This is a genomic window from Lelliottia wanjuensis (assembly GCF_030238365.1).
Lineage (GTDB): Bacteria > Pseudomonadota > Gammaproteobacteria > Enterobacterales > Enterobacteriaceae > Enterobacter > Enterobacter wanjuensis.
Genome location: NZ_JASSOT010000062.1, coordinates 115567 through 140958 on the forward strand (window position 1 = coordinate 115567; position 25392 = coordinate 140958).

General features: G+C 56.2%; 22 protein-coding genes and 1 riboswitch. Of the genes, 6 read left to right on the plus strand and 16 right to left on the minus strand.

Going from position 1 to position 25392, the window contains the following annotated elements:
* Positions 1–55: 55 nt before the first annotated feature.
* The 14 genes from murG to leuO form a co-directional block, all read right to left on the minus strand.
* On the minus strand, positions 56–1120 hold the full coding sequence (gene murG, locus QQF33_RS13300) for an undecaprenyldiphospho-muramoylpentapeptide beta-N-acetylglucosaminyltransferase (RefSeq protein WP_285146000.1): 1065 nt from the start codon (positions 1118–1120) through the stop codon (positions 56–58).
* Positions 1117–2361 carry a cell division protein FtsW gene (ftsW, locus tag QQF33_RS13305; protein WP_095280772.1) on the minus strand — a complete coding sequence of 415 codons (1245 nt, stop codon included), beginning with the start codon at positions 2359–2361 and terminating at the stop codon, positions 1117–1119. The genes murG and ftsW overlap by 4 nt, the downstream gene beginning before the upstream one ends.
* Complete coding sequence (gene murD, locus QQF33_RS13310) at positions 2361–3677, minus strand: UDP-N-acetylmuramoyl-L-alanine--D-glutamate ligase (RefSeq protein ID WP_285150656.1); 1317 nt, start codon at positions 3675–3677, stop codon at positions 2361–2363. The genes ftsW and murD overlap by 1 nt, the downstream gene beginning before the upstream one ends.
* A gap of 2 nt (positions 3678–3679) precedes the next feature.
* The gene (mraY, locus tag QQF33_RS13315; protein WP_095280770.1) at positions 3680–4762 is read right to left on the minus strand and encodes a phospho-N-acetylmuramoyl-pentapeptide-transferase; all 1083 of its coding nucleotides are present in this window, start codon (positions 4760–4762) and stop codon (positions 3680–3682) included.
* The gene (gene murF, locus QQF33_RS13320) at positions 4756–6114 is read right to left on the minus strand and encodes a UDP-N-acetylmuramoyl-tripeptide--D-alanyl-D-alanine ligase (RefSeq protein ID WP_285150655.1); all 1359 of its coding nucleotides are present in this window, start codon (positions 6112–6114) and stop codon (positions 4756–4758) included. Before murF ends, mraY begins: the two co-directional genes overlap by 7 nt.
* Entirely contained in the window at positions 6111–7598 is a 1488-nt protein-coding gene (gene murE / locus QQF33_RS13325) for a UDP-N-acetylmuramoyl-L-alanyl-D-glutamate--2,6-diaminopimelate ligase (RefSeq protein ID WP_285150654.1), read from the minus strand. The genes murF and murE overlap by 4 nt, the downstream gene beginning before the upstream one ends.
* Positions 7585–9351: a peptidoglycan glycosyltransferase FtsI gene (locus QQF33_RS13330; RefSeq protein WP_282491645.1), complete on the minus strand. Its 1767-nt coding sequence runs from the start codon at positions 9349–9351 to the stop codon at positions 7585–7587. The genes murE and QQF33_RS13330 overlap by 14 nt, the downstream gene beginning before the upstream one ends.
* A gap of 15 nt (positions 9352–9366) precedes the next feature.
* A complete protein-coding gene (gene ftsL, locus QQF33_RS13335; protein WP_014068894.1) occupies positions 9367–9732 on the minus strand; it encodes a cell division protein FtsL in 366 nt (121 codons plus the stop codon).
* The gene (rsmH, locus tag QQF33_RS13340) at positions 9729–10670 is read right to left on the minus strand and encodes a 16S rRNA (cytosine(1402)-N(4))-methyltransferase RsmH (protein WP_282491644.1); all 942 of its coding nucleotides are present in this window, start codon (positions 10668–10670) and stop codon (positions 9729–9731) included. Before rsmH ends, ftsL begins: the two co-directional genes overlap by 4 nt.
* 2 nt (positions 10671–10672) lie before the next feature.
* The gene (mraZ, locus tag QQF33_RS13345) at positions 10673–11131 is read right to left on the minus strand and encodes a division/cell wall cluster transcriptional repressor MraZ (protein ID WP_282491643.1); all 459 of its coding nucleotides are present in this window, start codon (positions 11129–11131) and stop codon (positions 10673–10675) included.
* A gap of 600 nt (positions 11132–11731) precedes the next feature.
* Positions 11732–12736 (minus strand): catabolite repressor/activator, encoded by a 1005-nt coding sequence (gene cra / locus QQF33_RS13350; RefSeq protein ID WP_282491642.1) that lies wholly within the window; start codon positions 12734–12736, stop codon positions 11732–11734.
* A 180-nt stretch (positions 12737–12916) separates the two neighbouring features.
* A complete protein-coding gene (gene ilvN / locus QQF33_RS13355) occupies positions 12917–13408 on the minus strand; it encodes an acetolactate synthase small subunit (RefSeq protein ID WP_006173870.1) in 492 nt (163 codons plus the stop codon).
* Positions 13408–15132 (minus strand): acetolactate synthase 3 large subunit, encoded by a 1725-nt coding sequence (gene ilvI, locus QQF33_RS13360; protein ID WP_285150653.1) that lies wholly within the window; start codon positions 15130–15132, stop codon positions 13408–13410. The genes ilvN and ilvI overlap by 1 nt, the downstream gene beginning before the upstream one ends.
* A gap of 386 nt (positions 15133–15518) precedes the next feature.
* Complete coding sequence (gene leuO, locus QQF33_RS13365; RefSeq protein ID WP_282491731.1) at positions 15519–16466, minus strand: transcriptional regulator LeuO; 948 nt, start codon at positions 16464–16466, stop codon at positions 15519–15521.
* A 632-nt stretch (positions 16467–17098) separates the two neighbouring features.
* Here leuO and leuL point away from each other — a divergent pair.
* From leuL to leuD, 5 genes are all read left to right on the plus strand, one after another.
* Positions 17099–17185, plus strand: coding sequence for a leu operon leader peptide (gene leuL, locus QQF33_RS25775; protein ID WP_350315585.1), 87 nt, complete (start codon positions 17099–17101; stop codon positions 17183–17185).
* Between the two features lie 91 nt (positions 17186–17276).
* The gene (gene leuA / locus QQF33_RS13370) at positions 17277–18848 is read left to right on the plus strand and encodes a 2-isopropylmalate synthase (protein ID WP_282491640.1); all 1572 of its coding nucleotides are present in this window, start codon (positions 17277–17279) and stop codon (positions 18846–18848) included.
* On the plus strand, positions 18848–19939 hold the full coding sequence (gene leuB / locus QQF33_RS13375) for a 3-isopropylmalate dehydrogenase (protein ID WP_285146009.1): 1092 nt from the start codon (positions 18848–18850) through the stop codon (positions 19937–19939). The genes leuA and leuB overlap by 1 nt, the downstream gene beginning before the upstream one ends.
* A 2-nt stretch (positions 19940–19941) precedes the next feature.
* Positions 19942–21342 (plus strand): 3-isopropylmalate dehydratase large subunit, encoded by a 1401-nt coding sequence (gene leuC / locus QQF33_RS13380; protein WP_285146010.1) that lies wholly within the window; start codon positions 19942–19944, stop codon positions 21340–21342.
* A gap of 10 nt (positions 21343–21352) precedes the next feature.
* The gene (gene leuD / locus QQF33_RS13385; RefSeq protein WP_285146011.1) at positions 21353–21958 is read left to right on the plus strand and encodes a 3-isopropylmalate dehydratase small subunit; all 606 of its coding nucleotides are present in this window, start codon (positions 21353–21355) and stop codon (positions 21956–21958) included.
* An 81-nt stretch (positions 21959–22039) separates the two neighbouring features.
* Here leuD and QQF33_RS13390 read toward each other — a convergent pair whose 3' ends face one another.
* Positions 22040–23218, minus strand: a complete 1179-nt coding sequence (locus QQF33_RS13390; protein ID WP_285146012.1) for a sugar efflux transporter — start codon at positions 23216–23218, stop codon at positions 22040–22042.
* 120 nt (positions 23219–23338) lie between these two features.
* Positions 23339–23491, minus strand: a complete 153-nt coding sequence (sgrT, locus tag QQF33_RS13395) for a glucose uptake inhibitor SgrT (protein ID WP_095280755.1) — start codon at positions 23489–23491, stop codon at positions 23339–23341.
* 87 nt (positions 23492–23578) lie between these two features.
* Here sgrT and sgrR point away from each other — a divergent pair, with 87 nt between their 5' ends.
* Positions 23579–25234, plus strand: coding sequence for an HTH-type transcriptional regulator SgrR (gene sgrR, locus QQF33_RS13400; protein ID WP_282491635.1), 1656 nt, complete (start codon positions 23579–23581; stop codon positions 25232–25234).
* A 36-nt stretch (positions 25235–25270) separates the two neighbouring features.
* A riboswitch (TPP riboswitch) is annotated at positions 25271–25371 on the plus strand.
* The last annotated feature ends 21 nt before the right edge of the window (positions 25372–25392 follow it).

Genomic DNA, 25392 nt, shown 5'->3' on the forward strand with positions numbered 1-25392 from the left:
CTAACCGCCATCGATACTTCTCAAAATTCGTGCAACGCAAAACGCGCTACAAGGGTTAAGCCTTTGCTGCCAGGCTCACTTCATTTGCCACCCGCTCGGTCGCATCCGGAATCGCCGTCGCGCGCGCGCGTTCGGCCATCTCCAGCAGCGTCGCCCGGTTCCAGCCCGCGAGGGTGGAAGCGACGGCGTCGGCGGTAAACTGTGGCTGCTCAAAAATTTTGGCGGCACCGGCTTTCTCAAGCGGTAACGCATTCCAGTACTGCTGTCGGTCTTTGTGCTGGAAAGGCACAAATACCGCTGGCAAACCCGCAGCGGCAATTTCACTGACCGTCAGCGCACCGGAACGACACACCACGACATCGGCCCAGGCATAGGCTGCCGCCATGTCGTCAATAAATTCAGTGACTTTATGCTGCGGCTGACCCGCCCCGGCATAAGCCTGTTCAACCGTTTGCTGCGCGCCCTTCCCGCTCTGATGCCAGATCGTGACGCTGTCGCCGAGCTTTGCGGCTACCTGCGGAAGGGTCTGGTTCAGGATCCGTGCGCCCTGCGAGCCACCAACGACCAGCACCCGAACCGGGCCTTCGCGCCCGATCAGACGCTCCTGCGGCAACGGTAACGCCAGCACATCAACGCGCACCGGGTTGCCCACCACGTCCGCTTTTGGAAACGCACCGGGGAAGGCCTGCATCACTTTGGTGGCAATTTTTGCCAGCCATTTGTTGGTCAACCCGGCGATACCGTTCTGCTCGTGCAGCACAACCGGAATGCCCAGCGACCAGGCCGCCAGTCCACCAGGACCGGAAACGTAACCGCCCATACCCAGTACCGCATCAGGTTTAAAGCGCTTCATGATCGCGCGCGCCTGACGCCAGGCGTTGAAGATGCGGACCGGAGCCAGCAGCTGCGCTTTGATGCCTTTGCCGCGCAAACCTGAAATCCGAATAAAGTCGATCTCGATACCGTGCTTCGGCACCAGATCGGCTTCCATGCGATCGGCGGTTCCCAGCCAGCGCACTTGCCAGCCTTGATCCATTAAATGGTGCGCAACCGCGAGCCCCGGGAAAACATGTCCGCCGGTACCGCCCGCCATCACCATTAACCGCTTCGGTTGATTCATCGTGAACCTCGTGTAAACGCCTGGGCTTTTTCCAGACGCGTCTCATAATCTATGCGTAACAAGAACATAATCGCTGTCGACATAATCAACAGACTCGAACCACCGTAACTGATCAGCGGCAACGTCAGGCCCTTCGTCGGCAACATACCCGCTGCCGCGCCAACGTTCACCAATGCCTGGAAGCTAAACCAGATACCAATTGAGCAGGCCAGGAAACCTGAGAAGCGGTGATCGATTTCCAGCGCTTTTCGGCCAATCGACATGGCGCGGAAAGCGACGAAGAATACCATTAAAAGTGCCAGTACCACACCGATATAACCCAGTTCTTCCCCAATAATGGAGAAGATGAAGTCGGTGTGTGCCTCCGGCAGATACTCCAGTTTTTGCACTGAATTGCCCAGCCCCTGGCCCCAGACCTCGCCTCGGCCAAAGGCCATCAGCGACTGAGTCAGCTGATAACCGCTGCCGAACGGATCTTCCCAAGGGTTCCAGAAAGAGGTCACACGGCGAATACGATACGGCTCGGCGAGGATCAGCAGAACCACGGCCGAGATGCCCATCCCGATAATCGCGATGAACTGCCACAGCTTCGCGCCCGCCAGGAACAGCATCGCCAGCGTGGTGACAAACAGTACCACCACCGTACCGAGGTCCGGCTGCGCCAGCAGAAGAACCGCCAGCACCAGAATCACGCCCATCGGTTTTAAGAAGCCGCGCAGGTTATTTCGGACTTCATCGACCTTGCGCACCAGGTAGTTGGCGAGATAGCAGAACAGCGACAGCTTGGTAAATTCCGCAGGCTGAATACGCAGCGGACCAAAAGCGATCCAGCGCGATGCCCCGTTCACCGAGCTCCCCACCACCAGCACGATCAGCAGCATAATGATGGAGGCAATCAGCATCGCGGTACTGTGGCGCTGCCAGAACTCCATCGGCAGACGCAGCGTGATCATCGCCAGACAGAACGCGAGGATGATGTACAAACCATCACGCTTGGCGAACAGGAAAGGATCGTTCGCCAGACGCTGCCCGACAGGCATCGAAGCCGAAGTCACCATGATGAAACCGACCGCCGCCAGGCCCAGGGTGAACCACAGCAGCGCACGGTCGTACATCACGAGGCTATCGGAATCTTTATCCCGCGAGCCCATCACCCAGCCTTTCAGCGCCGCAAACAGCCAGCCGAAGATACGCGATCCCGGCATACGCGGCATTCTCAGGCGAGGGAGAGATAAACGCATCAGCCTAACTCCCTCGCGAGGCGGGTAAAGAGATCACCACGCTGTTCGAAATTCTTAAACTGGTCGAGGCTGGCGCAGGCAGGAGACAGCAGCACCATATCGCCCGCTTTAACCAGAGGCGCGATCTGACGGATAGCCTGTTCCATGGTTTCGGTTTGCTGAGCTATCTCAGGGCGCAGTTCTGCCAGCTCAGCGCCGTCACGACCAAAGCAGTACAGGCGAATGTTATCGCCCGTCAGATACTGTTTCAGGGAGGAGAAATCGGCCGATTTGCCGTCGCCACCGAGCAACAGGTAGAGCGTGCCATCCACGCGCAGGCCGTTCAGCGCCGCTTCGGTGCTGCCCACGTTGGTGGCTTTTGAGTCGTTAATCCAGCGCACACCGTTGTGTTCCAGCGCCAGCTGGAAGCGGTGCGCCAGACCGGTAAAGGTGGTCAGGGCTTTCAGGCTGGTCGCACGCGGTAAGCCTGCCGCATCCGCCAGCGCCAGCGCCGCCAGGGCATTGGTGTAGTTGTGTTGGCCGGAAAGTTTCATCTCTTTCACGTTCAGCACTTTCTCGCCTTTCACCCGCAGCCAGGTTTCGCCCTGCTGATGATTCAGGTGATAGTCACCCATATTCACGCCAAAGCTGATGCAACGCTCGTCCGCGCCACGCACCGGCATGGTCAACGCATCGTCCGCGTTCACCACACACACTTTTGCGTTTTCATAGACGCGCAGTTTGGCCGCGCGATATTGCTGCAGACCAAACGGGTAGCGATCCATATGATCTTCCGTCACGTTCAGGATCGTGGCGGCCACGGCCTGCAGACTGGAGGTGGTTTCCAGCTGGAAGCTGGAGAGTTCAAGCACATACAGCTCGCGAGCCGGATCGAGCAGCATCAACGCTGGCAGGCCGATATTGCCGCCAACGCCGACGTTCACGCCCGCCGCTTTTGCCATGTCGCCGACCAGCGTCGTGACGGTGCTTTTTCCGTTAGAGCCGGTAATCGCTACGATCGGGGCCTGCGCTTCGCGGCAAAACAGTTCGATATCGCCGACAATCTCAACGCCCGCGTCCGCCGCCGCGTTTAAGGACGGATGCGCCAGCGCCATTCCAGGGCTTGCGACAATCAGATCGGCGGCAAGCAGCCAGGCATCATTCAGACCACCAAGGTGGCGTTCAACCTGTTCTGGCAACTTGTCCAGACCAGGCGGAGAAACACGCGTATCCATCACACGCGGCGTGACGCCGCGCCCGAGGAAAAAGTCCACGCAGGACAGGCCCGTAAGGCCTAACCCGATGACAACGACTTTTTTACCCTGGTAATCTGCCATGATTAACGTACCTTCAGCGTGGCCAGGCCAATCAGGACCAGCATCAGCGAAATAATCCAGAAGCGCACAATCACGCGCGGTTCCGGCCAGCCTTTCAGTTCATAGTGATGGTGAATCGGTGCCATACGGAAGATGCGCTGACCGCGCAGCTTGAAGGAGCCGACCTGCAAAATCACGGAAAGGGTTTCAACCACAAACACGCCGCCCATGATCACCAGCAGGAACTCCTGACGCAGCAGCACGGCGATAATGCCGAGCGCGCCGCCCAGCGCCAGCGAGCCGACGTCGCCCATAAAGACCTGCGCCGGATAGGTGTTGAACCACAGGAAGCCCAGCCCCGCGCCGACAATCGCCGTACAGACGATCACCAGCTCACCGGCGTGGCGCAGATAGGGAATATGCAGATAGCTGGCAAAGTTCATGTTACCGCTCGCCCACGCCACCAGCGCAAAACCACCGGCCACAAAGACGGTTGGCATAATCGCCAGGCCATCCAGACCATCGGTCAGGTTCACGGCGTTGCCGGTACCGACAATCACGAAGTAGGCCAGCAGGATGTAGAACAGCCCCAGCTGAGGCATCACGTCTTTGAAGAACGGCACCACCAGCTCGGTCGCCGGAGTGTCTTTCCCTGCAAGGTAGAGCGCAAAGGCCACGCCGAGGGCAATCACCGACATCCAGAAGTATTTCCAGCGCGCAATCAGGCCCTTGGTGTCTTTACGCACGACTTTGCGATAGTCATCGACAAAACCGATAATGCCGTAGCCGATCAGCACGGTCAGTACGCACCAGACGTACGGGTTAGAGGGATACGCCCACAGCAGAACCGAGACGACAATGGCGGTCAGGATCATGATCCCGCCCATGGTTGGCGTACCGCGTTTGCTGAAGTGCGATTCCGGACCGTCGTTACGCACAACCTGACCAAAGGAGAGCTTTTGCAGACGGGCGATCATGCGCGGGCCCATCCACAGAGAGATGAACAGCGCGGTCAGCAGGCTGACGATGGCGCGAAACGTCAAATAGGAAAAGACGTTAAAGCCTGAATAATATTTGACCAAATGTTCAGCCAGCCAAACTAACATGTTCCGTTCTCCTGTAATGCGTGCACAACCTCTTCCATGGCGGCACTACGTGAACCTTTCACTAAAACCGTCACAATTTGGTGTTCTTCTACCAGTGTTTTAAGGCGCGTAATCAGCGCCGATTTATCAGCGAAATGTTCACCGACGCCACTCGCCTGGCTAATCGCCTGGCTCAAGGTTCCGGCGCTCAATACTCGATCAATTCCTGAAGCTTTCGCCGCTTCGCCGACCTGGATATGACAGGCTTCGCTCTCAACACCCAGCTCAGCCATGTCGCCCACGACCATCACGCGATAACCCGGCATCTCAGACAGCACCTGCACGGCGGCAGTCATCGAGCCGACGTTGGCGTTGTAGGAGTCATCCAGCAGCAGTTTGTTTTCTGCCAGCTGAACCGGGAACAGACGCCCCGGCACCGCTTTCAGATTCGCCAGACCCGCTTTGATCGCCTCGTGCGTGGCGCCGACCGCCATCGACAGCGCGGCCGCCGCCAGGGCGTTCGCGATATTGTGGCGACCCGGCAGCGGGAGTAACACGTCCACACCGCCCGTCGGGGTTTGCAGCGTAAATTCGGTGCCGTGCGAGGTCACGTGGATATTGGTCGCGGTGAAATCGCTGTTGGCCGCATTTGGCGAGAAGCGCCAGGTTTTGCGCGCGCCAATCACCTCTTTCCAGTTCAGCCAGTCGTTGTTATCGGCATTCATGATGGCGATGCCGTCTGTCGACAGACCGGTGTAAATCTCACCTTTGGCTTTTGCCACGCCTTCCAGCGAGCCAAAACCTTCAAGATGTGCGGCGGCGAGGTTATTGACTAACGCCGCTTCCGGACGCGTCAGGCCGACGGTCCAGGCAATTTCGCCCTGGTGGTTGGCGCCTAATTCAATCACGGCGTAGTCGTATTCTTTGGTCAGACGCAGGAGCGTCATCGGCACGCCGATATCGTTATTCAGATTGCCCGCCGTGTAGAGGGTGTTCCCGCACTGGCTCAGAATGGCCGCGGTCATCTCTTTCACGGAGGTTTTGCCGGAAGAACCGGTCAGCGCGACCACGCGCGCCGGAACCTGCTGACGCACCCAGGCCGCCAGCTCACCAAACGCCAGACGGGTGTCTTTCACCACAATCTGCGGCAGGTCGATATCAAGCTTACGGCTCACCAGCAGTGCGCCCGCGCCGTTTGCTTTCGCCTGATCGGCAAAATCGTGCGCGTCAAAGCGCTCGCCTTTCAGCGCCACAAACAGACAGCCCGCGGTGATTTTGCGAGTGTCAGTCGTGACGGCATCAATAGTCAGATCCTGACCCTGCAGCTCGCCCTTGAGCACAGAGGCAGCCTGGCTTAGCGTTAAGCTAATCATGCCACCACTCCCAGCAGACGTGCCGCGGTGACGCGGTCGGAATAGTCGAGACGACGCGCGCCGACAATCTGGTAATCTTCGTGGCCTTTACCGGCCAGCAGCACCACGTCATTCTCTTTGGCCTGCATGATGGTGTTCGTCACCGCTTCTGCGCGGCCTTCCATCACACGCGCATGCCCGGCATCGAGCATACCTGCGAGAATATCGTTGATGATCGCGCGCGGCTCTTCGGTACGCGGGTTGTCATCGGTGACAACCGGGATATCGGCGAACTCCTCGGCAATCGCTCCCATAAGTGGGCGCTTACCTTTGTCGCGATCGCCGCCGCAGCCGAAGACGCACCACAGTTTACCGGTGCAGTGCAGACGTGCCGCCTGCAGCGCTTTTTCCAGCGCGTCCGGAGTGTGGGCATAATCAACGACGACCGTCGGTTTGCCCGGTGCGGTAAACACTTCCATACGGCCACAAACGGGTTGCAGACGCGCGGCGGTTTTCAGCAGATCGGCCAGCGGATAGCCCAGCGCCAGCAACGTGGCCAGCGCCAGCAGCAGGTTGCTGACGTTAAACGCGCCCATCAGGCGGCTTTCAATTTCGCCTTCGCCCCAGGAGGAGTCAAAGCGGATCGTCGCCCCGCTGTCGTGATAATTCACGTCCGTCGCCTTCAGCCAGCGGCCATGGCAGTTCGGATTAATATGGTCTTCCATCGACACGGCAACCGCATCCGGCAGCTTCGCCAGCCAGCGGCGGCCCACTTCGTCGTCGGCGTTCACAATCGCCTGACCGCAGTGGTGAGTGGAGTACAGCAGCCATTTCGCGGCTTCGTAGCTTTCCATGTCGCCGTGATAGTCGAGGTGATCGCGGCTCAGGTTGGTAAACACCGATGCGGCAAATTTCAGCGCGGCCACACGGTGCTGGACCAGGCCGTGAGAAGAGACTTCCATCGCGGCAAAGGTCGCGCCCTGCCCTGCCAGACCGGCAAGCACATGCTGCACGTCGACTGCAGAGCCGGTGGTGTTTTCCGTCGGGTTCACTTTACCCAGCAAACCGTTGCCGACGGTACCCATCACCGCGCTGGTTTCACCCAGCAGCTCGGCCCACTGCGCCATCAACTGCGTGGTGGTGGTTTTACCGTTGGTGCCCGTCACGCCAACCAGACGCAGCTGATCGGACGGCTCATCGTAAAAACGTCCCGCCAGAGCGGAAAGGCGTTCATTCAACTGGCTGAGATAGATGACCGGCACGCCGTGAATTTCACGCACTTCGCCATCGGTTGCTTCATCTTTTGCCTCAGCAATAATGGCAGCTACACCTTGCGCTATCGCCTGCGGGATATACCGACGCCCGTCCGCCTGATGACCGACTACTGCTACAAAAAGATCGCCCGACGCAGCCACACGGCTGTCGAGTACCATCTCTCGCAGTGCTCGCGCGGGCAGCGTTTGCACCCACGGAGCAAGAAGGTCGCGCAAATTACGATCTGCCACCTGTTCCCTCGCCTTGATTAGTTACAAATTCATTTTTATCGCCCGTGTCCAGCGCATCAGGCTCGATGTTCATGGTACGCAGAACACCGCCCATGATGGCACCGAACACTGGCGCGGAGACGGCGCCGCCGTAGTATTTACCCGCCTGTGGATCGTTAATGACGACCACCAGCGCAAAACGCGGATTACTGGCAGGCGCGACGCCTGCGGTATAAGCAATGTATTTGTTGATGTAGCGGCCATCTGGCCCCACTTTTTTCGCGGTACCGGTTTTAATCGCGATGCGATAGCCCTTGATGGCGGCTTTGACGCCACCGCCGCCCGGCAGGGCGACGCTCTCCATCATGTGCACGACGGTACGTACGGTGGCTTCCGGGAAGATACGCTCGCCGGGAACCGGTGGATCAACTTTGGTAATCGACAGCGGGCGATAGACGCCATAGCTGCCAATCGTTGCGTAGACTCGCGCTAACTGTAACGGCGTTACCATTAGCCCGTAGCCGAAAGAGAAGGTGGCCCTCTCTATGTCAGACCACCGTTGTTTTTGAGGATATAAGCCACTGCGTTCTCCGACCAACCCCAAATTGGTCGCCTTTCCTAGCCCAAAACGTGAGTAAGTCTCTACTAACGCTGAGGACGGCATCGCTAACGCCAGCTTAGAAACACCGACGTTACTCGACTTCTGCAAAACCCCGGTGAGGGTCAATTCGCTGTAACGCGCCACGTCTTTGATTTCGTGACCGTTAATTCGGTAAGGGATCGTATTCAGAACGGTATTTTCGTTGACGATGCCGCGCTGCAGGGCGGTCATCACCACCATCGGTTTGACGGTCGAACCGGGTTCGAAGACGTCGGTGATGGTACGGTTACGCATCACATCTTTCTGCGTCCCCGTCAGGTTGTTCGGGTTGTAGGACGGGCTGTTCGCCATCGCCAGTACTTCACCGGTGCTGACATCCACCAGCACGGCACTGCCGGATTCGGCTTTGTTGAACGCTACGGCATTGTTCAGCTCGCGATACACCAGCGCCTGCAGACGTTCGTCGATACTCAGGGCCAGGTTATGCGCGGCCTGGCTGTCGGTTGAGGAGATATCCTCGATGACACGCCCGTAGCGGTCTTTACGCACCACACGTTCGCCCGGCTGGCCCGTCAGCCATTTATCAAAGCTTTTTTCGACCCCTTCGATCCCCTGACTATCGACGTTAGTGAAGCCAATGAGGTGAGCGGTCACTTCTCCCGACGGGTAATAACGGCGTGACTCTTCACGCAGATGAATGCCCGGCAGTTTCAATTTTTTGATGTAGTCGGCCATGTCAGGGTTAACCTGACGCGCCAGATAGATAAAGCGCCCTTTCGGGTTAGCGTTCACGCGCGCCGCCATCTGGTCGAGAGGCATTTTCAGCGCATCGGCCAGCGCCTTCCAGCGGTTATCGAGGGTCACGCCGCCAGCATCGTGGAGCTCTTTCGGATCGGCCCAGATCGCTTTCACCGGCACACTCACCGCCAGTGGACGACCGGAACGATCGGTGATCAGACCGCGCGATGTTGCCACTTCCTGCACGCGCAGGGAACGCATGTCACCCTGGCGCACCAGCATGTCAGGAGCGATGATCTGCAACCACGCCGCACGGCCCAGCAGGAACACCAGCGCCAGTAAAATACAGCCACAAAGCAACGCAAAACGCCAACTGACAAAGTTGGCCTGTTCTTCCTGACGTTTCGGTTTTTGCGTTTTCGCCGCTGCTCTCATGCGTCGCGTGTTCCCTTATTTTTGTACTACGATATTTTCCTGAGAAGGATCAACATGCTGCAGCTGCAGCTTTTCCGTTGCGATCCGTTCAACCCGGCTGTGATCGCCGAGCGCGTTTTCTTCAAGAATCAGGTTTCGCCATTCGATATCCAGCGCATCGCGTTCGAGCACCATCTGCTCGCGCTGCGCGGTTAATAAACGGGTATGGTGCGCGGTGGTCACCACCGTCACAGCCGTCACAATGATGCAAATGAACAGGCAGAGTGGCAGCTTCCCAAACCGCAAGAGATCGTCGCCGATCACGCCAGGCAAGGCATGGCGCTCGTTGCTTCCTAACGATCCTTTAACCTTGCTTAAGGTCTCTGTCACTCTGCTGATCATGCGTTCGTCCTCTCTGCGATACGCAGCACTGAACTACGGGCACGTGGATTCTCTGCCACCTCTTCTTCGCCCGGCATCAACTTGCCTAATACTCGCAACTGACGGCCGCCCAGCTTCCTGAGTTGTTCTTCCGTCATCGGCAGCCCAGCTGGCACTTGAGGACCGCGGCTTTGCTCACGCATAAAGCGCTTCACAATACGGTCTTCCAGCGAGTGGAAGCTGATGATGGATAACCGCCCACCTGGGGCCAGCACGCCGAGCGAGCTTTTTAGCGCCTGCTCTATCTCCTCCAGTTCACTGTTCACCCAGATGCGCACCGCCTGGAAGGTACGGGTCGCGGGATGTTTGAATTTGTCTTTGACCGGCGTTGCCGCGGTCACGACCTCTGCCAGCTCTTTGGTGCGGGTCATCGGTTCAATGCGATTACGCTCCACGATGCCGCGGGCAATACGTTTGCCGAAACGCTCTTCGCCGAAGGTTTTGATCACCCAGGCAATGTCGGCTTCGTCAGCGGTTTGCAGCCATTCGGCAGCAGACTGGCCGCGGGTCGGGTCCATACGCATGTCCAGCGGACCGTCGCGCATAAAGGAAAAACCGCGCTCTGCGTCATCAAGCTGGGGTGAAGAGACGCCAAGATCGAGAAGGATTCCGTCGATCTTGCCCGTCAGGCCGCGCTCGGCGACATAATCCGCCAGCGCAGAGAAAGGTCCATGGACGATGGAAAAGCGTGGATCATCGATGGTCTTCGCCACGGCAATAGCCTGCGGATCGCGATCGATTGCCAGTAAGCGGCCTTCCGCTCCCAGTTGGGAGAGGATCAGACGCGAGTGACCACCGCGACCAAATGTTCCATCGATATAGATGCCATCAGGACGAATATTCAGGCCGTTGACGGCCTCATCCAGTAGCACCGTTGTATGTTTATAATTTTCCATCATATTTATAGAGACAAGTCCTGCAGCCTGTCCGAAAGCACTACGGATTCAGACTGCTCAGCGTCGATATCTTCCTTGACCTGTTGATACCAGGTCGTTTCATCCCACAGTTCAAACTTATTGAACTGCCCGACCAGCATCACTTCTTTCGTCAGACCAGCATGTTGCCGTAACACAGGGGCTATCAATAAACGTCCTGCGTTATCCATCTGACATTCACTGGCATGTCCCAATAACAACCGCTGTACGCGGCGTTCCTGCGGATTCATGCTCGACAGTCGCGACAGCTTTTGCTCAATAATTTCCCACTCGGGTAAGGTGTAAAGCAGCAGGCAGGGGTGGTTGATGTCAATGGTGCAAACCATTTGACCCGAAGCGTTTTCGATCAGCTGATCGCGATATCGGGTTGGTACCGATAAACGCCCCTTGCTGTCGAGATTGACTAACGCCGCCCCACGGAACATGCCAGCCTCACCCCTTATCACCACTTTAACCCACAAATTCCCACATAAAGGAGTTTACGGAGCGAAGGAAAAGCTTGTCAAGCCAGGACTACCGCGATAAGGGCATGGATGCCACCTATTTACGGACATAACCCAACTTGATTAATAACTGCACAACTAACGAGGCAAAATTAACGTCATGAATATTTGTAAGAAAAAAAACAAATAGACCCATGGGCGTTAAAATTCACTCCATACCACCACGGGCAAATATAAAGTGTCAGTTTGCGACGCGGGCGGCATTTTAAGACATTACGCACGGGGATAACAGCGCCAGATTCACCGGAGAAGCCAGAAGAGACAAGACCTGGCGCGCAGGCCGGAGTCAGAGAGGAAAAAACGGCTGATAATTCAGCGCGGGAATGGCCTTTGTAACAAAACAATACAAAAAATAGCGATAACTGTTGCCGAAATAACCTTAAAAAGCACTCGAAGAAAGCAAAAAGAATTAAGACGAATAGCAGGCTATGATTCTTAGAGAATTATCTTAATTTTAGTCAGGATATTATTTGACGTGATAATGAGAAACAGTCAGGGCAGTTAACCTGCCCTGATGTGTGATTAATGACGGCTTAACACGCCGCGACGGTAGAGATTACGTTTGATACGCGTCAGTCCCGGCTTTGGCTTACGCGGTTCATCGAGGCTCGCCAGCACGATCTCCAGCACCCGTTCGGCCACATCACGATGACGCTGAGCGACGGCCAGCACCGGGCATTGCAGAAAGTCGAGCAGTTCGTTATCACCAAAGGTGGCAATCGCCAGTTCGGAAGGGAGTTTCCCTTCGCGGCGCAGCGTCACGTCCATCACGCCCTGTAACAGCGCGAAAGAGGTGGTGAACAACGCCTGCGGCATCGGGTGCGTCTCAAGCCACTTTTCAAATAGCTGAGCAGCGGCTTCGCGCTCGTAACTGTTAGCGTAGAGGTAGTGCACCTCGCGCGGATCGTCTTTCCAGGCGGTACGGAACCCCTGCTCGCGCAGGAAGCTGACGGAGAGCTCTGGCAGCGCGCCGAGATAGAGGACGGTTTCCGCCGGGAAAGTTCTTAGCTCAGCGGCCAGCATCTCGGCATCGTCTTGATCGGCACCCACCACGCTTGTGAAGTGTTCGCGGTCGAGCGCACGATCGAGCGCCACAATCGGGAACGAACCATTCGCCCAGCGCTGGTAGAAAGGATGCTCAGGCGGCAGAGAGGTCGACACAATAATCGCGTCGACCTGGCGCTGCAGCAGGTGTTCAATGCAGCGCATCTCGTTATCGGGCTGATCTTCCGAGCAGGCGATCAGCAGCTGATAGCCACGCTGACGCGCCTGACGTTCGAGATAGTTCGCAATGCGGGTGTAGCTGGTGTTCTCCAGATCCGGGATCACCAGACCAATAGAGCGGGTGCGCCCGGCACGTAACCCGGCCGCGACAGCGTTCGGATGGTAGTTATGCTCACGAACCACCGCCATCACTTTTTCAACGGTTTTGTCGCTAACACGGTACTGCTTTGCTTTACCGTTAATCACATAGCTCGCCGTAGTTCGTGACACGCCGGCTAGCCGGGCGATTTCATCCAGTTTCACAATTGCCCCTTAAACGAAATAAAAGAGTCCATGGCCTTGTCAGGTTTATGGTTATATCTTTTAACATCTAAACGCAGAATAGTTCTTGCGGCAACCGCTTTTATTGTCCTTAGGCGGTGTTTAGGCAAAAAAAAGCCCGGCTTTGCAGACCGGGCTGAAAGAGGCGAACTTTTTTGGTCGTTAGCGCATGATTTTATCACCGCGGGACAAGCCCACGATGCCTGAGCGCGCGACCTCGACAATTTTTGCTACATCGCGAACGGAAGCCAGAAAGGCATCGAGCTTATCGCTGGTTCCGGCAAGCTGAACGGTATAGATAGAGGGTGTCACGTCGATGATTTGCCCACGGAAGATATCCGTATTGCGCTTAACCTCTTCGCGTCCGTATCCGCTGGCCTGAATTTTCACCAGCATCACTTCACGCTCGACGTACGCCCCCTGCCCTAATTCACTCACTCGCAGCACATCCACTAATTTATGCAGCTGCTTTTCAATTTGCTCAAGCACTTTCGCATCGCCGACGGTCTGGATAGTCATCCGCGACAGGGTCGGATCGTCGGTCGGTGCCACGGTCAGGCTTTCAATGTTGTAGCCGCGCTGCGCAAAGAGCCCAATGACGCGCGACAGCGCGCCAGATTCGTTTTCCAGGAGTACAGATAATATCCTGCGCATCAGGTTCTCTCCGTTTTGCTTAACCACATTTCATCCATACCGCCGCCGCGGATATGCATCGGATAGACGTGCTCCGTTCCATCGACGATGACATCCACAAAGACCAGGCGATTGTTCCTGACGTGCTCCAGCGCTTCGCCGAGCTTCGCTTCCAGCTCTTTTGGATCGCTGACGCGAATACCGACGTGACCGTAGGCTTCCGCCACCCGTACAAAGTCCGGCAACGATTTCATATAGGATTGCGAATGGCGTCCGGAGTAGATCATGTCCTGCCACTGCTTCACCATCCCCAGATAGCCGTTGTTAAGGTTCAGCACCAGTACCGGCAGATCGTATTGCAGTGCGGTGGAGAGCTCCTGAATGTTCATCTGGATACTGCCATCACCGGTGACGCACACCACCGTTTCATTTGGCAGCGCCAGCTTCACGCCTAAGGCAGCGGGCAGACCGAAGCCCATGGTTCCGAGGCCGCCGGAGTTTATCCAGCGACGCGGTTTATCAAACGGATAATAGAGGGCAGCAAACATCTGGTGCTGACCGACATCAGAGGTGACGTAGGCATCGCCCTGGGTCAAGCGCCAGATCGTTTCGATCACCGCCTGCGGCTTGATGTGTTCGCTCTGAGTGTCGTATTTCAGACACTGACGGCCACGCCACTGCTCAATCTGCTGCCACCAGTCGCGAATATCATCCAGCGGCTGTGCAGGAGCGTCATGCGCCAATAGCTCCAGCATTTGTTCCAGAACCTGCAAAGCATCGCCCACGATCGGCACATCGGCAGGAACGGTTTTAGAGATAGAGGTCGGGTCGATATCGATATGCAGCACCGTCGCATTCGGGCAGTACTTCGCCAGATTGTTGGTGGTGCGATCGTCAAAGCGCACCCCGACGGCAAAAATCACATCGGAGTTATGCATGGTCATGTTGGCTTCATAGGTGCCATGCATCCCCAGCATACCCAGCGCCTGACGGTGCGTAGCCGGAAATGCGCCCAGCCCCATCAATGACGATGCGACAGGTAGGTTCAGCTTTTCGATTAGCTCACGAAGCTGCGCATGGCAATGGGCGTTCACCGCACCGCCACCCACATATACCACCGGTTTTTTCGCGGCGACCAGCGTCTGCAGCGCGCGTTTGATTTGACCTTTATGTCCCTGCGTCGTGGGATTATAAGAGCGCATGCTCACGGAATCAGGCCAGACGTACGGCAGTTTGTTGGCCGGATTGAGAATATCTTTGGGTAAATCGACAACAACCGGGCCAGGACGGCCACTGGCGGCCAGCCAGAAGGCTTTTTTCAGCACGCCCGGAATGTCTTCCGTTTGTTTGACCAGGAAGCTGTGCTTCACCACCGGGCGGGAGATCCCGACCATGTCGCACTCCTGAAAGGCGTCGTAGCCAATCAGCGAGGTGGCAACCTGTCCGGATAAAATGACCAGCGGGATGGAATCCATATAGGCAGTCGCAATGCCGGTAATGGCGTTGGTGGCTCCTGGGCCCGAGGTGACCAGCACCACGCCCACTTCCCCGGTGGCACGCGCCAGACCGTCAGCCATATGTACGGCGGCTTGCTCATGGCGCACCAGTACATGATCAATACCGCCCACGGTGTGTAACGCATCGTAAATATCGAGGACCGCGCCTCCGGGATAGCCGAATACTTGCTTGACGCCCTGATCGATAAGCGACCGGACGACCATTTCGGCGCCAGACAACATCTCCATGGTTTGCCTCCAGGCTTCTTGTTGTTATAGACGAACACAGGAATTCATTTCCTCGCCGTCTTGCTGACCAGGGTTGCCCCTGTCTTACATTTTTGCAGAGTGACCTTCACCTTAACCGCTCCCTATGAGGCAGGCAATCAGCAAACGGAGGCGTGAAAAAGGGACTAAAAGCAGAATACACAGGGATTATGACAAGATATGGTGAATTCCACTGGAATACACTTTGGCGATGATGATTCGTCGCTTAAAAAGAGACTGAATCAGTAATTCATCTATTTTTGCGCGGTAAAACACGAAGGGAAAAATTCATGACAGGATAAAATACTACCACTGGAAATAAAGGCAGGATAAACCGGATGATTTCCACCGATTTATCCTGATGGCGATTAACGCCGGCAAACGCTCACCAATAACTCTTCCATCCACTGATGGCCTTTATCTCGCCCTGCAGCCTCGTGCCAGGAAAGATAACAGGTGCGACTATTTAGTTTCAGCGGCAGCGATAATATTTGCAGATTGAGCTGGGAGGAGAACTCTTCCGCCAGCCAACGAGGGGCAATGGCCACCAGGTGCGTCTGCGAAACGATATTCAACACGCTCACCATGGCCATTCCCTGGTATGCCACGCTGGCTTGTTTATCCGGGGTATCGTACCAGGGCTGGCTAAATGAGGCGTAGCGATCAAGCGCCACCACCGCATGCTGTTCATTATAAACATCGCTTTCCAGCAGCGGACCATTAATGCGCGGATGGGTTTTGCTGGCGACTAACACCATTTCATCTTTGAACAAGGGAACGCAAGAAAATTCCGGGCGACGAAACTCTTCATAGCCAAGAACAAATTCTGTTTCCTGATAACGAAGCTGATGCTCAGTGTTTTGATTTAAGGATGACTTAAATATCAGATGAATATTAGGCGCGATGGCCTCGACTTTATTATAGATAACGGAAGTCAGATAATTATCCAGCGGACTGCACACGCAAAGGTGGAAAACACGTTCACTGCTTAGAGGTTCGAATCCGGACCCTGGCAACTCATTCTGGACCAGCTGCAACGCCTGACGCACGGAGGCAAAAAGCTGATAGGCTCTGGCGGTAGGCTGGATCCCGCGGCCATAGCGGACGAAGAGTTCATCGTTAAACATCAGTTTAAGTCTGGCAACGGCATTACTGACGGCAGGCTGAGACATCCCTAAAGACTGCGCGGCTCGGGTAATATTCTGTTCCTGCATAACAGCATCAAAAACGGTTAATAAGTTAAGATCTACCGTACGCAGTTGCGGCCTGGTCCCTTCACTTGTCGTGTGAGGCTGATCATTTCTTTTTTCTAACATATCTAACTCCACTGTCACGCTAAACTCCCTTTGCCTTAGTGCAGAAATAACTTTTAAAAATATTATTTATCATGCAGATAAAACCAGAAAAAGAGAAAAGTTTAAAATTCGGAATATATAAAATGCTTATGCCAAATAACAGGTGCAGGTATACACGAGTTCAAGCGATAAGGAACCAAGCAATAACCAGAACATTAGGATTTGAATGAAACCATAAATCCAATGAATAAACAATAAGCCTTCCGGTAAACAAATATTTAAGTTTTATTAAACTATTCAACATGACCAACGTCTGTTGGTTAACAATCCATTATCATTGGTGGACTTTCATTCACTCACTGCGTATCTGAAAAAATCACAACCCAATGAATTTAATGACTTTAGCAGTAGCACCGCAAACACATTTGGTCATGATTAATTGAAACGAATTATATTAAATTTATTTTCAATCATTATTTAAAGTCCAAAAGTAGACAATTTAAATAAGCTCTGTAGCAAAACCCAGCACAATACGCTAAAGCAGAAATCCGATTGTCATGACGGTTTGAGGGTGTTTTTCACTTCGGGGGTTGACTTGAATCCGCATATCCAGTACCACTAAAAGCATAACGCATTCATCTGGAGCCCGATTCATGATTCGTACCACTCGCCACTTCAGCCTACTACTACTAAACGCATCCACTGTGCGCGGTAGGCTGGCGGGCGAAATTCAACGTTGAATCGTCTTCAGTAAACAAAAAAACCCGCGCCACTGCGCGGGTTTTTTTATGCTCGTAGCAAGGCGCCCCAGGACAGACAAGGACCTAACCCATGAGCCAGCAAGTCGTTATTTTCGATACAACTTTACGTGACGGTGAACAGGCGTTACAGGCAAGCCTGAGTGTGAAAGAGAAACTGCAGATTGCGCTGGCCCTCGAACGTATGGGTGTCGACGTGATGGAGGTGGGTTTCCCGGTCTCTTCTCCGGGTGATTTTGAATCCGTACAGACCATCGCACGCACCATCAAAAACAGCCGCGTGTGTGGCCTGGCCCGCTGCGTCGAGAAAGATATCGACGTCGCCGCCGAGTCGCTGAAAGTGGCCGAAGCTTTCCGCATTCACACCTTTATCGCCACCTCGCCAATGCATATCGCCACCAAGCTGCGCAGTACGCTGGATGAAGTGATTGAACGCGCAATCTATATGGTGAAACGCGCCCGCAACTACACCGACGACGTCGAATTCTCCTGCGAAGATGCAGGCCGTACGCCCATCGCCGATCTGGCGCGCGTGGTTGAAGCTGCGATTAACGCCGGTGCGACCACCATCAACATCCCGGACACCGTCGGCTACACCATGCCGTTCGAGTTCTCCAACATCATTACCGGCCTGTACGAGCACGTGCCGAATATCGATAAAGCCATTATCTCCGTCCACACCCATGACGATTTGGGTCTGGCCGTGGGCAACGCCATTGCCGCAGTCCACGCCGGTGCGCGCCAGGTTGAAGGCGCGATGAACGGCATCGGCGAACGCGCCGGTAACTGTTCGCTGGAAGAAGTGATCATGGCGATCAAAGTGCGCAAAGACATCATGAATGTGCAGACCCGCATCAATCACAACGAAATCTGGCGCACCAGCCAGACCGTCAGCCAGATCTGCAACATGCCGATCCCGGCGAACAAAGCGATTGTCGGCACCGGCGCGTTCGCCCACTCCTCCGGCATCCACCAGGATGGCGTGCTGAAGAACCGCGAAAACTACGAAATCATGACCCCGGAATCCATCGGCCTGAACCAGGTTCAGCTGAACCTGACTTCCCGCTCTGGCCGTGCGGCAGTAAAACACCGTATGGAAGAGATGGGTTACAAGGAAAGCGACTACAACATGGATCACCTGTACGACGCGTTCCTGAAGCTGGCGGACAAAAAAGGTCAGGTCTTCGATTACGATCTGGAAGCATTAGCCTTCATTAACAAACAGCAGGAAGAGCCAGAGCACTTCCGTCTGGACTACTTCAGCGTGCAGTCCGGCTCCAGCGACATCGCCACCGCCTCCGTCAAACTGGCCTGCGGTGATGACGTCAAAGCCGAAGCCGCCAACGGCAACGGCCCGGTCGATGCGATTTACCAGGCGATCAACCGCATCACCAGCTACGACATCGAACTGGTCAAATACGATCTCAGCGCCAAAGGTCACGGCAAAGACGCGCTGGGTCAGGTCGACATCGTGGTCACTTACAACGGCCGCCGCTTCCACGGTGTGGGCCTGGCGACAGACATCGTCGAGTCCTCCGCCAAAGCCATGGTGCACGTCCTGAACAACATCTGGCGCGCCGCAGAAGTCGAAAAAGAGTTGCAACGCAAAGCTCAGAATAAAGAGAACAATAAGGAAACCGTGTAATGTCGAAGAATTACCATATTGCTGTGTTGCCGGGCGATGGCATTGGCCCGGAAGTGATGACACAAGCCCTGAAAGTCCTGGAAGCCATCCGCGCCCGTTTCGCGATGAAAATCACCACCAGCCACTACGATGTGGGCGGTATTGCGATTGATAACCACGGTACTCCGCTGCCGAAAGCCACCGTCGAAGGCTGCGAAAACGCCGATGCGGTCCTGTTCGGCTCCGTCGGCGGCCCGAAATGGGAACATCTGCCGCCAGCAGAGCAACCTGAGCGCGGCGCGCTGCTGCCGCTGCGTAAGCATTTCAAACTGTTCAGCAACCTGCGTCCGGCGAAGCTGTATCAGGGACTGGAAGAGTTCTGCCCGCTGCGCGCCGATATTGCCGCCAACGGCTTCGACATCCTGTGCGTGCGTGAATTAACCGGCGGTATCTATTTCGGCCAGCCGAAGGGCCGCGAAGGCAGCGGTCAGCACGAAAAAGCCTTTGATACCGAGGTGTATCACCGTTTCGAAATCGAACGTATTGCCCGCATCGCTTTTGAATCTGCGCGCAAACGCCGTCACAAAGTGACCTCCATTGATAAAGCCAACGTCCTGCAATCTTCGATTCTGTGGCGCGAAATCGTCAACGAAATCGCCAAAGAGTACCCGGACGTTGAGCTCTCGCACATGTACATCGACAACGCCACCATGCAGTTGATTAAAGACCCGTCGCAGTTTGACGTCCTGCTGTGCTCCAACCTGTTCGGCGACATTCTCTCTGACGAATGCGCAATGATCACCGGCTCGATGGGCATGCTGCCGTCTGCCAGCCTGAACGAAGAAGGGTTTGGTCTGTATGAGCCTGCGGGCGGCTCAGCGCCGGATATCGCGGGTAAAAACATCGCCAACCCGATTGCCCAGATCCTCTCCCTGGCCCTGCTGCTGCGCTACAGCCTGGATGCAAACGATGCGGCAGACGCAATCGAAAGCGCCATCAACCGCGCATTAGAAGAAGGTATCCGCACCGGCGACTTAGCGCGCGGCGCGGCGGCCGTCAGTACCGATGAAATGGGCGATATCATTGCCCGCTATGTCGCTGAAGGGGTGTAATCATGGCGAAGACGTTATACGAAAAATTGTTTGATGCTCACGTGGTTTTTGAAGCACAAAACGAAACCCCGCTGCTGTACATCGACCGTCATCTGGTGCACGAAGTGACGTCTCCGCAGGCGTTCGACGGCCTGCGCGCGCACAACCGTCCGGTTCGCCAGCCGGGTAAAACCTTCGCCACCATGGATCACAACGTTTCCACGCAGACGAAAGATATCAACGCGTCGGGCGAAATGGCGCGTATCCAGATGCAGGAGCTGATCAAAAACTGCAACGCGTTCGGCGTGGAGCTGTACGATTTGAACCACCCGTATCAGGGCATCGTCCACGTGATGGGTCCTGAGCAAGGCATCACCCTGCCGGGCATGACCATCGTCTGCGGCGACTCTCATACCGCCACCCACGGCGCGTTCGGTGCGCTGGCCTTTGGTATCGGCACCTCCGAAGTGGAGCACGTTCTGGCGACGCAAACCCTGAAACAGGGCCGCGCGAAAACCATGAAAATTGAAGTTAACGGCCAGGCGGCACCAGGCATTACCGCCAAAGACATCGTGCTGGCGATTATCGGTAAAACCGGCAGCGCAGGCGGAACCGGTCACGTGGTGGAGTTCTGCGGTGATGCGATCCGTGCGTTGAGCATGGAAGGCCGTATGACCCTGTGCAACATGGCGATCGAGATGGGGGCCAAAGCCGGTCTGGTCGCGCCGGACGAAACCACCTTCAACTACGTGAAAGGTCGTCTGCACGCGCCGAAAGGCAAAGATTACGATGATGCGGTGCAATACTGGAAAACCCTGCAAACCGACGACGGCGCAACCTTCGATACCGTGGTGACGCTGCAGGCCGAAGAGATCGCCCCGCAGGTCACCTGGGGCACCAACCCAGGCCAGGTGATTTCCGTCAACGACAACATCCCCGATCCGGCCTCGTTTGCCGATCCGGTTGAACGCGCGAGCGCCGAAAAAGCGCTGGCCTACATGGGCCTGAAACCGGGCGTGCCGCTGACCGACGTGGCGATAGATAAAGTGTTTATCGGCTCCTGCACCAACTCCCGTATCGAAGATTTGCGCGCAGCGGCGGAAATTGCCAAAGGCCGCAAAGTGGCTCCTGGCGTGCAGGCGCTGGTCGTGCCAGGCTCCGGCCCGGTGAAAGCGCAGGCGGAAGCCGAAGGTCTGGATAAGATCTTTATCGAAGCCGGTTTTGAGTGGCGCTTACCGGGTTGCTCAATGTGTCTGGCGATGAACAACGACCGCCTGAACCCCGGCGAGCGCTGCGCCTCCACCAGCAACCGTAACTTTGAAGGCCGTCAGGGCCGCGGCGGACGCACCCATCTGGTGAGCCCGGCGATGGCAGCGGCTGCCGCTGTCACCGGTCATTTTGCCGATATTCGTGGTTTGAAATAAGGAGACAATCATGGCAGAGAAATTTACCCAACATACGGGCCGGGTTGTCCCGCTGGATGCGGCGAACGTGGATACGGACGCCATCATTCCGAAACAGTTTTTGCAGAAAGTGACCCGCACCGGCTTCGGCGCACACCTGTTCAACGACTGGCGTTTTCTCGACGATCAGGGCCAGCAGCCGAATCCCGAGTTCGTTCTGAACTTCCCGGAATTTAAGGGCGCATCGATCCTGTTAGCGCGTGAAAACTTCGGCTGCGGTTCTTCCCGTGAACACGCGCCGTGGGCCCTGACCGACTACGGTTTTAAAGTGGTGATCGCCCCGAGCTTTGCCGACATCTTTTACGGCAACAGCTTCAACAACCAGCTGCTGCCGGTGACCCTGAGCGACGAACAGGTCGATGAGCTGTTCGCGCTGGTAAAAGCCAATCCGGGCATTTCATTTGAAGTGGATCTGGAAGCCCAGGTGGTGAAAGCGGGTGATAAAACCTACAGCTTTAAAATCGATGATTTCCGCCGCCACTGCATGATTAACGGTCTGGACAGCATCGGTTTGACGCTTCAACACGAAGCGTCGATTGCGACCTACGAAAACAAACAACCGGCATTTATGCGCTAACGAAAATGGCCCGCGAACGCGGGCCATTTTGTTGGGTTTGTAGCTTTGTAGGCCGGATAAGCGCAGCGCCATCCGGCAAACTTATACATCTCGGACGCGCAACGTCAGCCCCAGCGTCACCAGCGAAATCCCCGCCATCACCCAGTACACCGCGAAGTGCCCGTAGCTTTGCGCCAGCGCTCCCTGAATCACCCCCGCCAGAATCACACCGGTCGAAATACTGTTGGTAAACAGCGTGGTCGCAGACCCCGCCCGTCCAGGCATCAGATCCTGGAACCACAGCATGCCAATCCCGGCGACGATGCCGATAAAGATGGCGTTAAACAGCTGGAGCGCCAGCAGCGCCTCGCGGGAATGGAAAAGAATCAGCCCGAGGTAAAACAGCACGCCAGCCGCCACCGCGATCACCATCATCCGGCGCTTGCCAAAGCGTTTCACGTAAAAACCCGCGAGGATCATCGCCGGGATCTCCAGCCCTGCCGCAGTGCCCATCAAAATCCCGGCGAGCTTATCCGGCAGCCCCAGATCGCTGCTGATCCACAGCGGCATATCGATGATGTACATGGTGTTGCAGGTCCACATCAGCGTCGAGGCGATAAACAGCATGCGCACATTTTTGTTGTGCCAGCCGCTCACCTGAGTAACCGGCCTGTCCGCCGCCTGCTCCACCCTCGCAACGGACGGCAGGACGAAGGCGATCAGCGCGAGGCTAATGGCAAAAATCCCCGCCGCGATGGAGAACATCATCGTAAAGCCATAATTCAGCGCCAGCATAAAGGCCAGCGGCGGGCCGATCACCCACGCCAGCGATAGCTGCGCACGCATCACAGAGCTGAACATCACCACTTCCCGCGCCGAGCTGTCCGCGTACTCGCGCGCCAGCGCAAAGAGCTGCGGCATGGCGGTATTGGCAAGTGACGCCAGCAGCACCCCGCAGGTGAGCAGCGTCAGATAGTGGCGGTTGAAAGCAAACAGCAGCGCGTTCCCGATCGCCATCGCACAGCAGAACAGGATTAATTTGCGGCGATCGCCCTGGCTGTCGGATCGTTTTGCCAGCCACAGGCTGACCAGGATCCCGGCAATGGCGTTGACCGTATAAAACAGGCCGACCCAGAAGGGCTGCGCTCCGACCTCGCGACTCAGGAACAGGCTCAGGGTCGGCGCCTGTAGCGCGCCCGCGACGCCCATCATAAAGGCCACCAGCATAAAAGCGGCATACACGCCGTTCAGGCGGCGGCCCATCGTCATCAACCAGAGCATGCGCAGTTCCTTGTCAAAGAGGAGCGAAATCAGGAGGCAGTGTAAACGAAAAAAGCCAGCAAAAACATTTTGCTGGCGGGTGATAAGCACCAATACTCAGTCACACATGATCGAGGCAAGTCAGCGGGAAGAGGTCGGATTCGTAACATCCCACTGCATCAGATCTTCGAGCATTTTCAGGCGCTGTTCTGCGCACTGGCGGGCCAGCCAGGACACTCCTTTTGTCGCTGAAAAGTACTGCTGATAAAACTGACGTGCGGTAGACCTCTTCATAATCACCTCCTCACTTCAACAGGAAGAAGTATTGGCTTATTATGAGGAATAATAAATTGCTGATTTTTTGTCAGGAGTTCCCCTTTTATGCCGTCTGGTCGTCTGCAACAACAATTCATCCGCCTCTGGCAGTGCTGCGAAGGCCAGTCAAAAGAGACCACGCTGAACGAGCTGGCCGAACTCCTGAACTGCTCGCGCCGCCATATGCGTACCCTGCTCAACACCATGCAGCAGCAGGGCTGGCTTAACTGGGAAGCCGAAGCCGGACGCGGAAAACGTTCGCGCTTAACCTTCCTCTACACCGGCCTGGCACTCCAGCAACAGCGCGCCGAGGACCTGCTGGAGCAGGATCGCATCGATCAGCTCGTGCAACTGGTCGGCGACAAAGCCGCCGTGCGCCAGATGCTGGTCTCTCATCTGGGCCGCAGTTTCCGCCAGGGGAAACATATCCTGCGCGTGCTCTACTATCGTCCGATGAAAAACCTGCTGCCCGGCACGGCGTTACGCCGCTCCGAAACGCACATGGCGCGCCAGATCTTCAGCGGCCTGACGCGCATAAATGAGGAAAACGGGGAACTGGAAGCGGACATCGCGCACCACTGGCAGCAATTATCCCCCTTGCACTGGCGCTTTTTTTTGCGTCCCGGCATCCATTTTCATCATGGCCGCGAGCTGGAGATGGAAGACGTCATCGCCTCCCTGCAGCGCGCCCGCGAGCTGCCGCTCTACTCCCACATCACGCAGATTCACTCCCCTACCGCCTGGACGCTGGATATTGAGCTGTCCGAACCCGATCAGTGGCTGCCGTGGCTGATGGGCTACGTCCCGTCGATGATTTTGCCCCACGAATGGGGAACCATGCCGAATTTCGCCAGCCAGCCGGTCGGGACCGGCCCTTACGCGGTGATGCGCAACAACAGCAATCAGCTCAAAATCCGCGCCTTCGATGACTACTTTGGCTATCGCGCGTTGATTGACGAGGTGAATGTCTGGGTGCTGCCGGAGATCAGCGAAGAGTTCAGCCCCGGTCTGACGCTGGAAGGCCCGACCGACGGGGAAAAAGCCGTCGAAAGTCGCCTCGAAGAGGGCTGTTACTATCTGCTATTTGACTCCCGCACCCACCGGGGCGCGAGCCGCGAGGTGCGCCAGTGGGTCAGTCAGATTCTCGCGCCTGCCAATCTGATTTATCAGGCGGAAGATCAGCACCAGACTTACTGGTTCCCGGCCTACGGACTGCTGCCGCGCTGGCACCACGCCCGCCCAGGGCGGTGCGAAAAGCCCGCCGGGCTGGAATCCATTACCCTGACCTATTACCGCGAGCACGTTGAGCACCGGTTTATCGCCCGCATCATGAGCAAACTGCTGGCGGCAGAAGGCGTGACGCTGGAGATTCAGGAGGTGGAATACGATGAATGGCATCGCGGCGAAGCGGTGAGCGATATCTGGCTCAACAGCGCGAACTTCACCCTGCCGCTCGATTTCTCGTTATTCTCGCATCTGTATGAGATCCCGCTGATCCAGCACTGCATCGCCCGGGACTGGCAGCAGGACGCCGCCCAGTGGCGAGCGGGCGATATGAATCTGGCGGTCTGGTGCCAGCAGCTGCTCTCCCAGCAGGCGATGGTGCCGCTGATCCACCACTGGCTGATGATTCAGGGACAGCGCAGTATGCGCGGCCTGCGCATGAACACCCTGGGCTGGTTTGACTTTAAATCGGCCTGGTTTGCGCCGCCGGAGCCATAACACTTTCGTAATATTCACCAAATCATTACAATACCGCCGTTCTCAACGGGGTGCTGCATCGATGATGTGCGCTGAGATAATACCCGTCGAACCTGATCCGGATAACGCCGGCGAAGGGATTTGAGGCTGTCGCTCAAAATCCTTTGCCACTCAACTTT

Excerpts from the sequence above, each read along its gene's own strand:
- murG (WP_285146000.1), bottom strand. The coding sequence starts at position 1,120 with ATGAATCAACCGAAGCGGTTAATGGTGATGGCGGGCGGTACCGGCGGA.
- ftsW (WP_095280772.1), bottom strand. The coding sequence starts at position 2,361 with ATGCGTTTATCTCTCCCTCGCCTGAGAATGCCGCGTATGCCGGGATCG.
- murD (WP_285150656.1), bottom strand. The coding sequence starts at position 3,677 with ATGGCAGATTACCAGGGTAAAAAAGTCGTTGTCATCGGGTTAGGCCTT.
- mraY (WP_095280770.1), bottom strand. The coding sequence starts at position 4,762 with ATGTTAGTTTGGCTGGCTGAACATTTGGTCAAATATTATTCAGGCTTT.
- murF (WP_285150655.1), bottom strand. The coding sequence starts at position 6,114 with ATGATTAGCTTAACGCTAAGCCAGGCTGCCTCTGTGCTCAAGGGCGAG.
- QQF33_RS13330 (WP_282491645.1), bottom strand. The coding sequence starts at position 9,351 with ATGAGAGCAGCGGCGAAAACGCAAAAACCGAAACGTCAGGAAGAACAG.
- ftsL (WP_014068894.1), bottom strand. The coding sequence starts at position 9,732 with ATGATCAGCAGAGTGACAGAGACCTTAAGCAAGGTTAAAGGATCGTTA.
- rsmH (WP_282491644.1), bottom strand. The coding sequence starts at position 10,670 with ATGATGGAAAATTATAAACATACAACGGTGCTACTGGATGAGGCCGTC.
- mraZ (WP_282491643.1), bottom strand. The coding sequence starts at position 11,131 with ATGTTCCGTGGGGCGGCGTTAGTCAATCTCGACAGCAAGGGGCGTTTA.
- ilvN (WP_006173870.1), bottom strand. The coding sequence starts at position 13,408 with ATGCGCAGGATATTATCTGTACTCCTGGAAAACGAATCTGGCGCGCTG.
- ilvI (WP_285150653.1), bottom strand. The coding sequence starts at position 15,132 with ATGGAGATGTTGTCTGGCGCCGAAATGGTCGTCCGGTCGCTTATCGAT.
- leuO (WP_282491731.1), bottom strand. The coding sequence starts at position 16,466 with ATGTTAGAAAAAAGAAATGATCAGCCTCACACGACAAGTGAAGGGACC.
- leuL (WP_350315585.1), top strand. The coding sequence starts at position 17,099 with ATGATTCGTACCACTCGCCACTTCAGCCTACTACTACTAAACGCATCC.
- leuA (WP_282491640.1), top strand. The coding sequence starts at position 17,277 with ATGAGCCAGCAAGTCGTTATTTTCGATACAACTTTACGTGACGGTGAA.
- leuB (WP_285146009.1), top strand. The coding sequence starts at position 18,848 with ATGTCGAAGAATTACCATATTGCTGTGTTGCCGGGCGATGGCATTGGC.
- leuC (WP_285146010.1), top strand. The coding sequence starts at position 19,942 with ATGGCGAAGACGTTATACGAAAAATTGTTTGATGCTCACGTGGTTTTT.
- leuD (WP_285146011.1), top strand. The coding sequence starts at position 21,353 with ATGGCAGAGAAATTTACCCAACATACGGGCCGGGTTGTCCCGCTGGAT.
- QQF33_RS13390 (WP_285146012.1), bottom strand. The coding sequence starts at position 23,218 with ATGCTCTGGTTGATGACGATGGGCCGCCGCCTGAACGGCGTGTATGCC.
- sgrT (WP_095280755.1), bottom strand. The coding sequence starts at position 23,491 with ATGAAGAGGTCTACCGCACGTCAGTTTTATCAGCAGTACTTTTCAGCG.
- sgrR (WP_282491635.1), top strand. The coding sequence starts at position 23,579 with ATGCCGTCTGGTCGTCTGCAACAACAATTCATCCGCCTCTGGCAGTGC.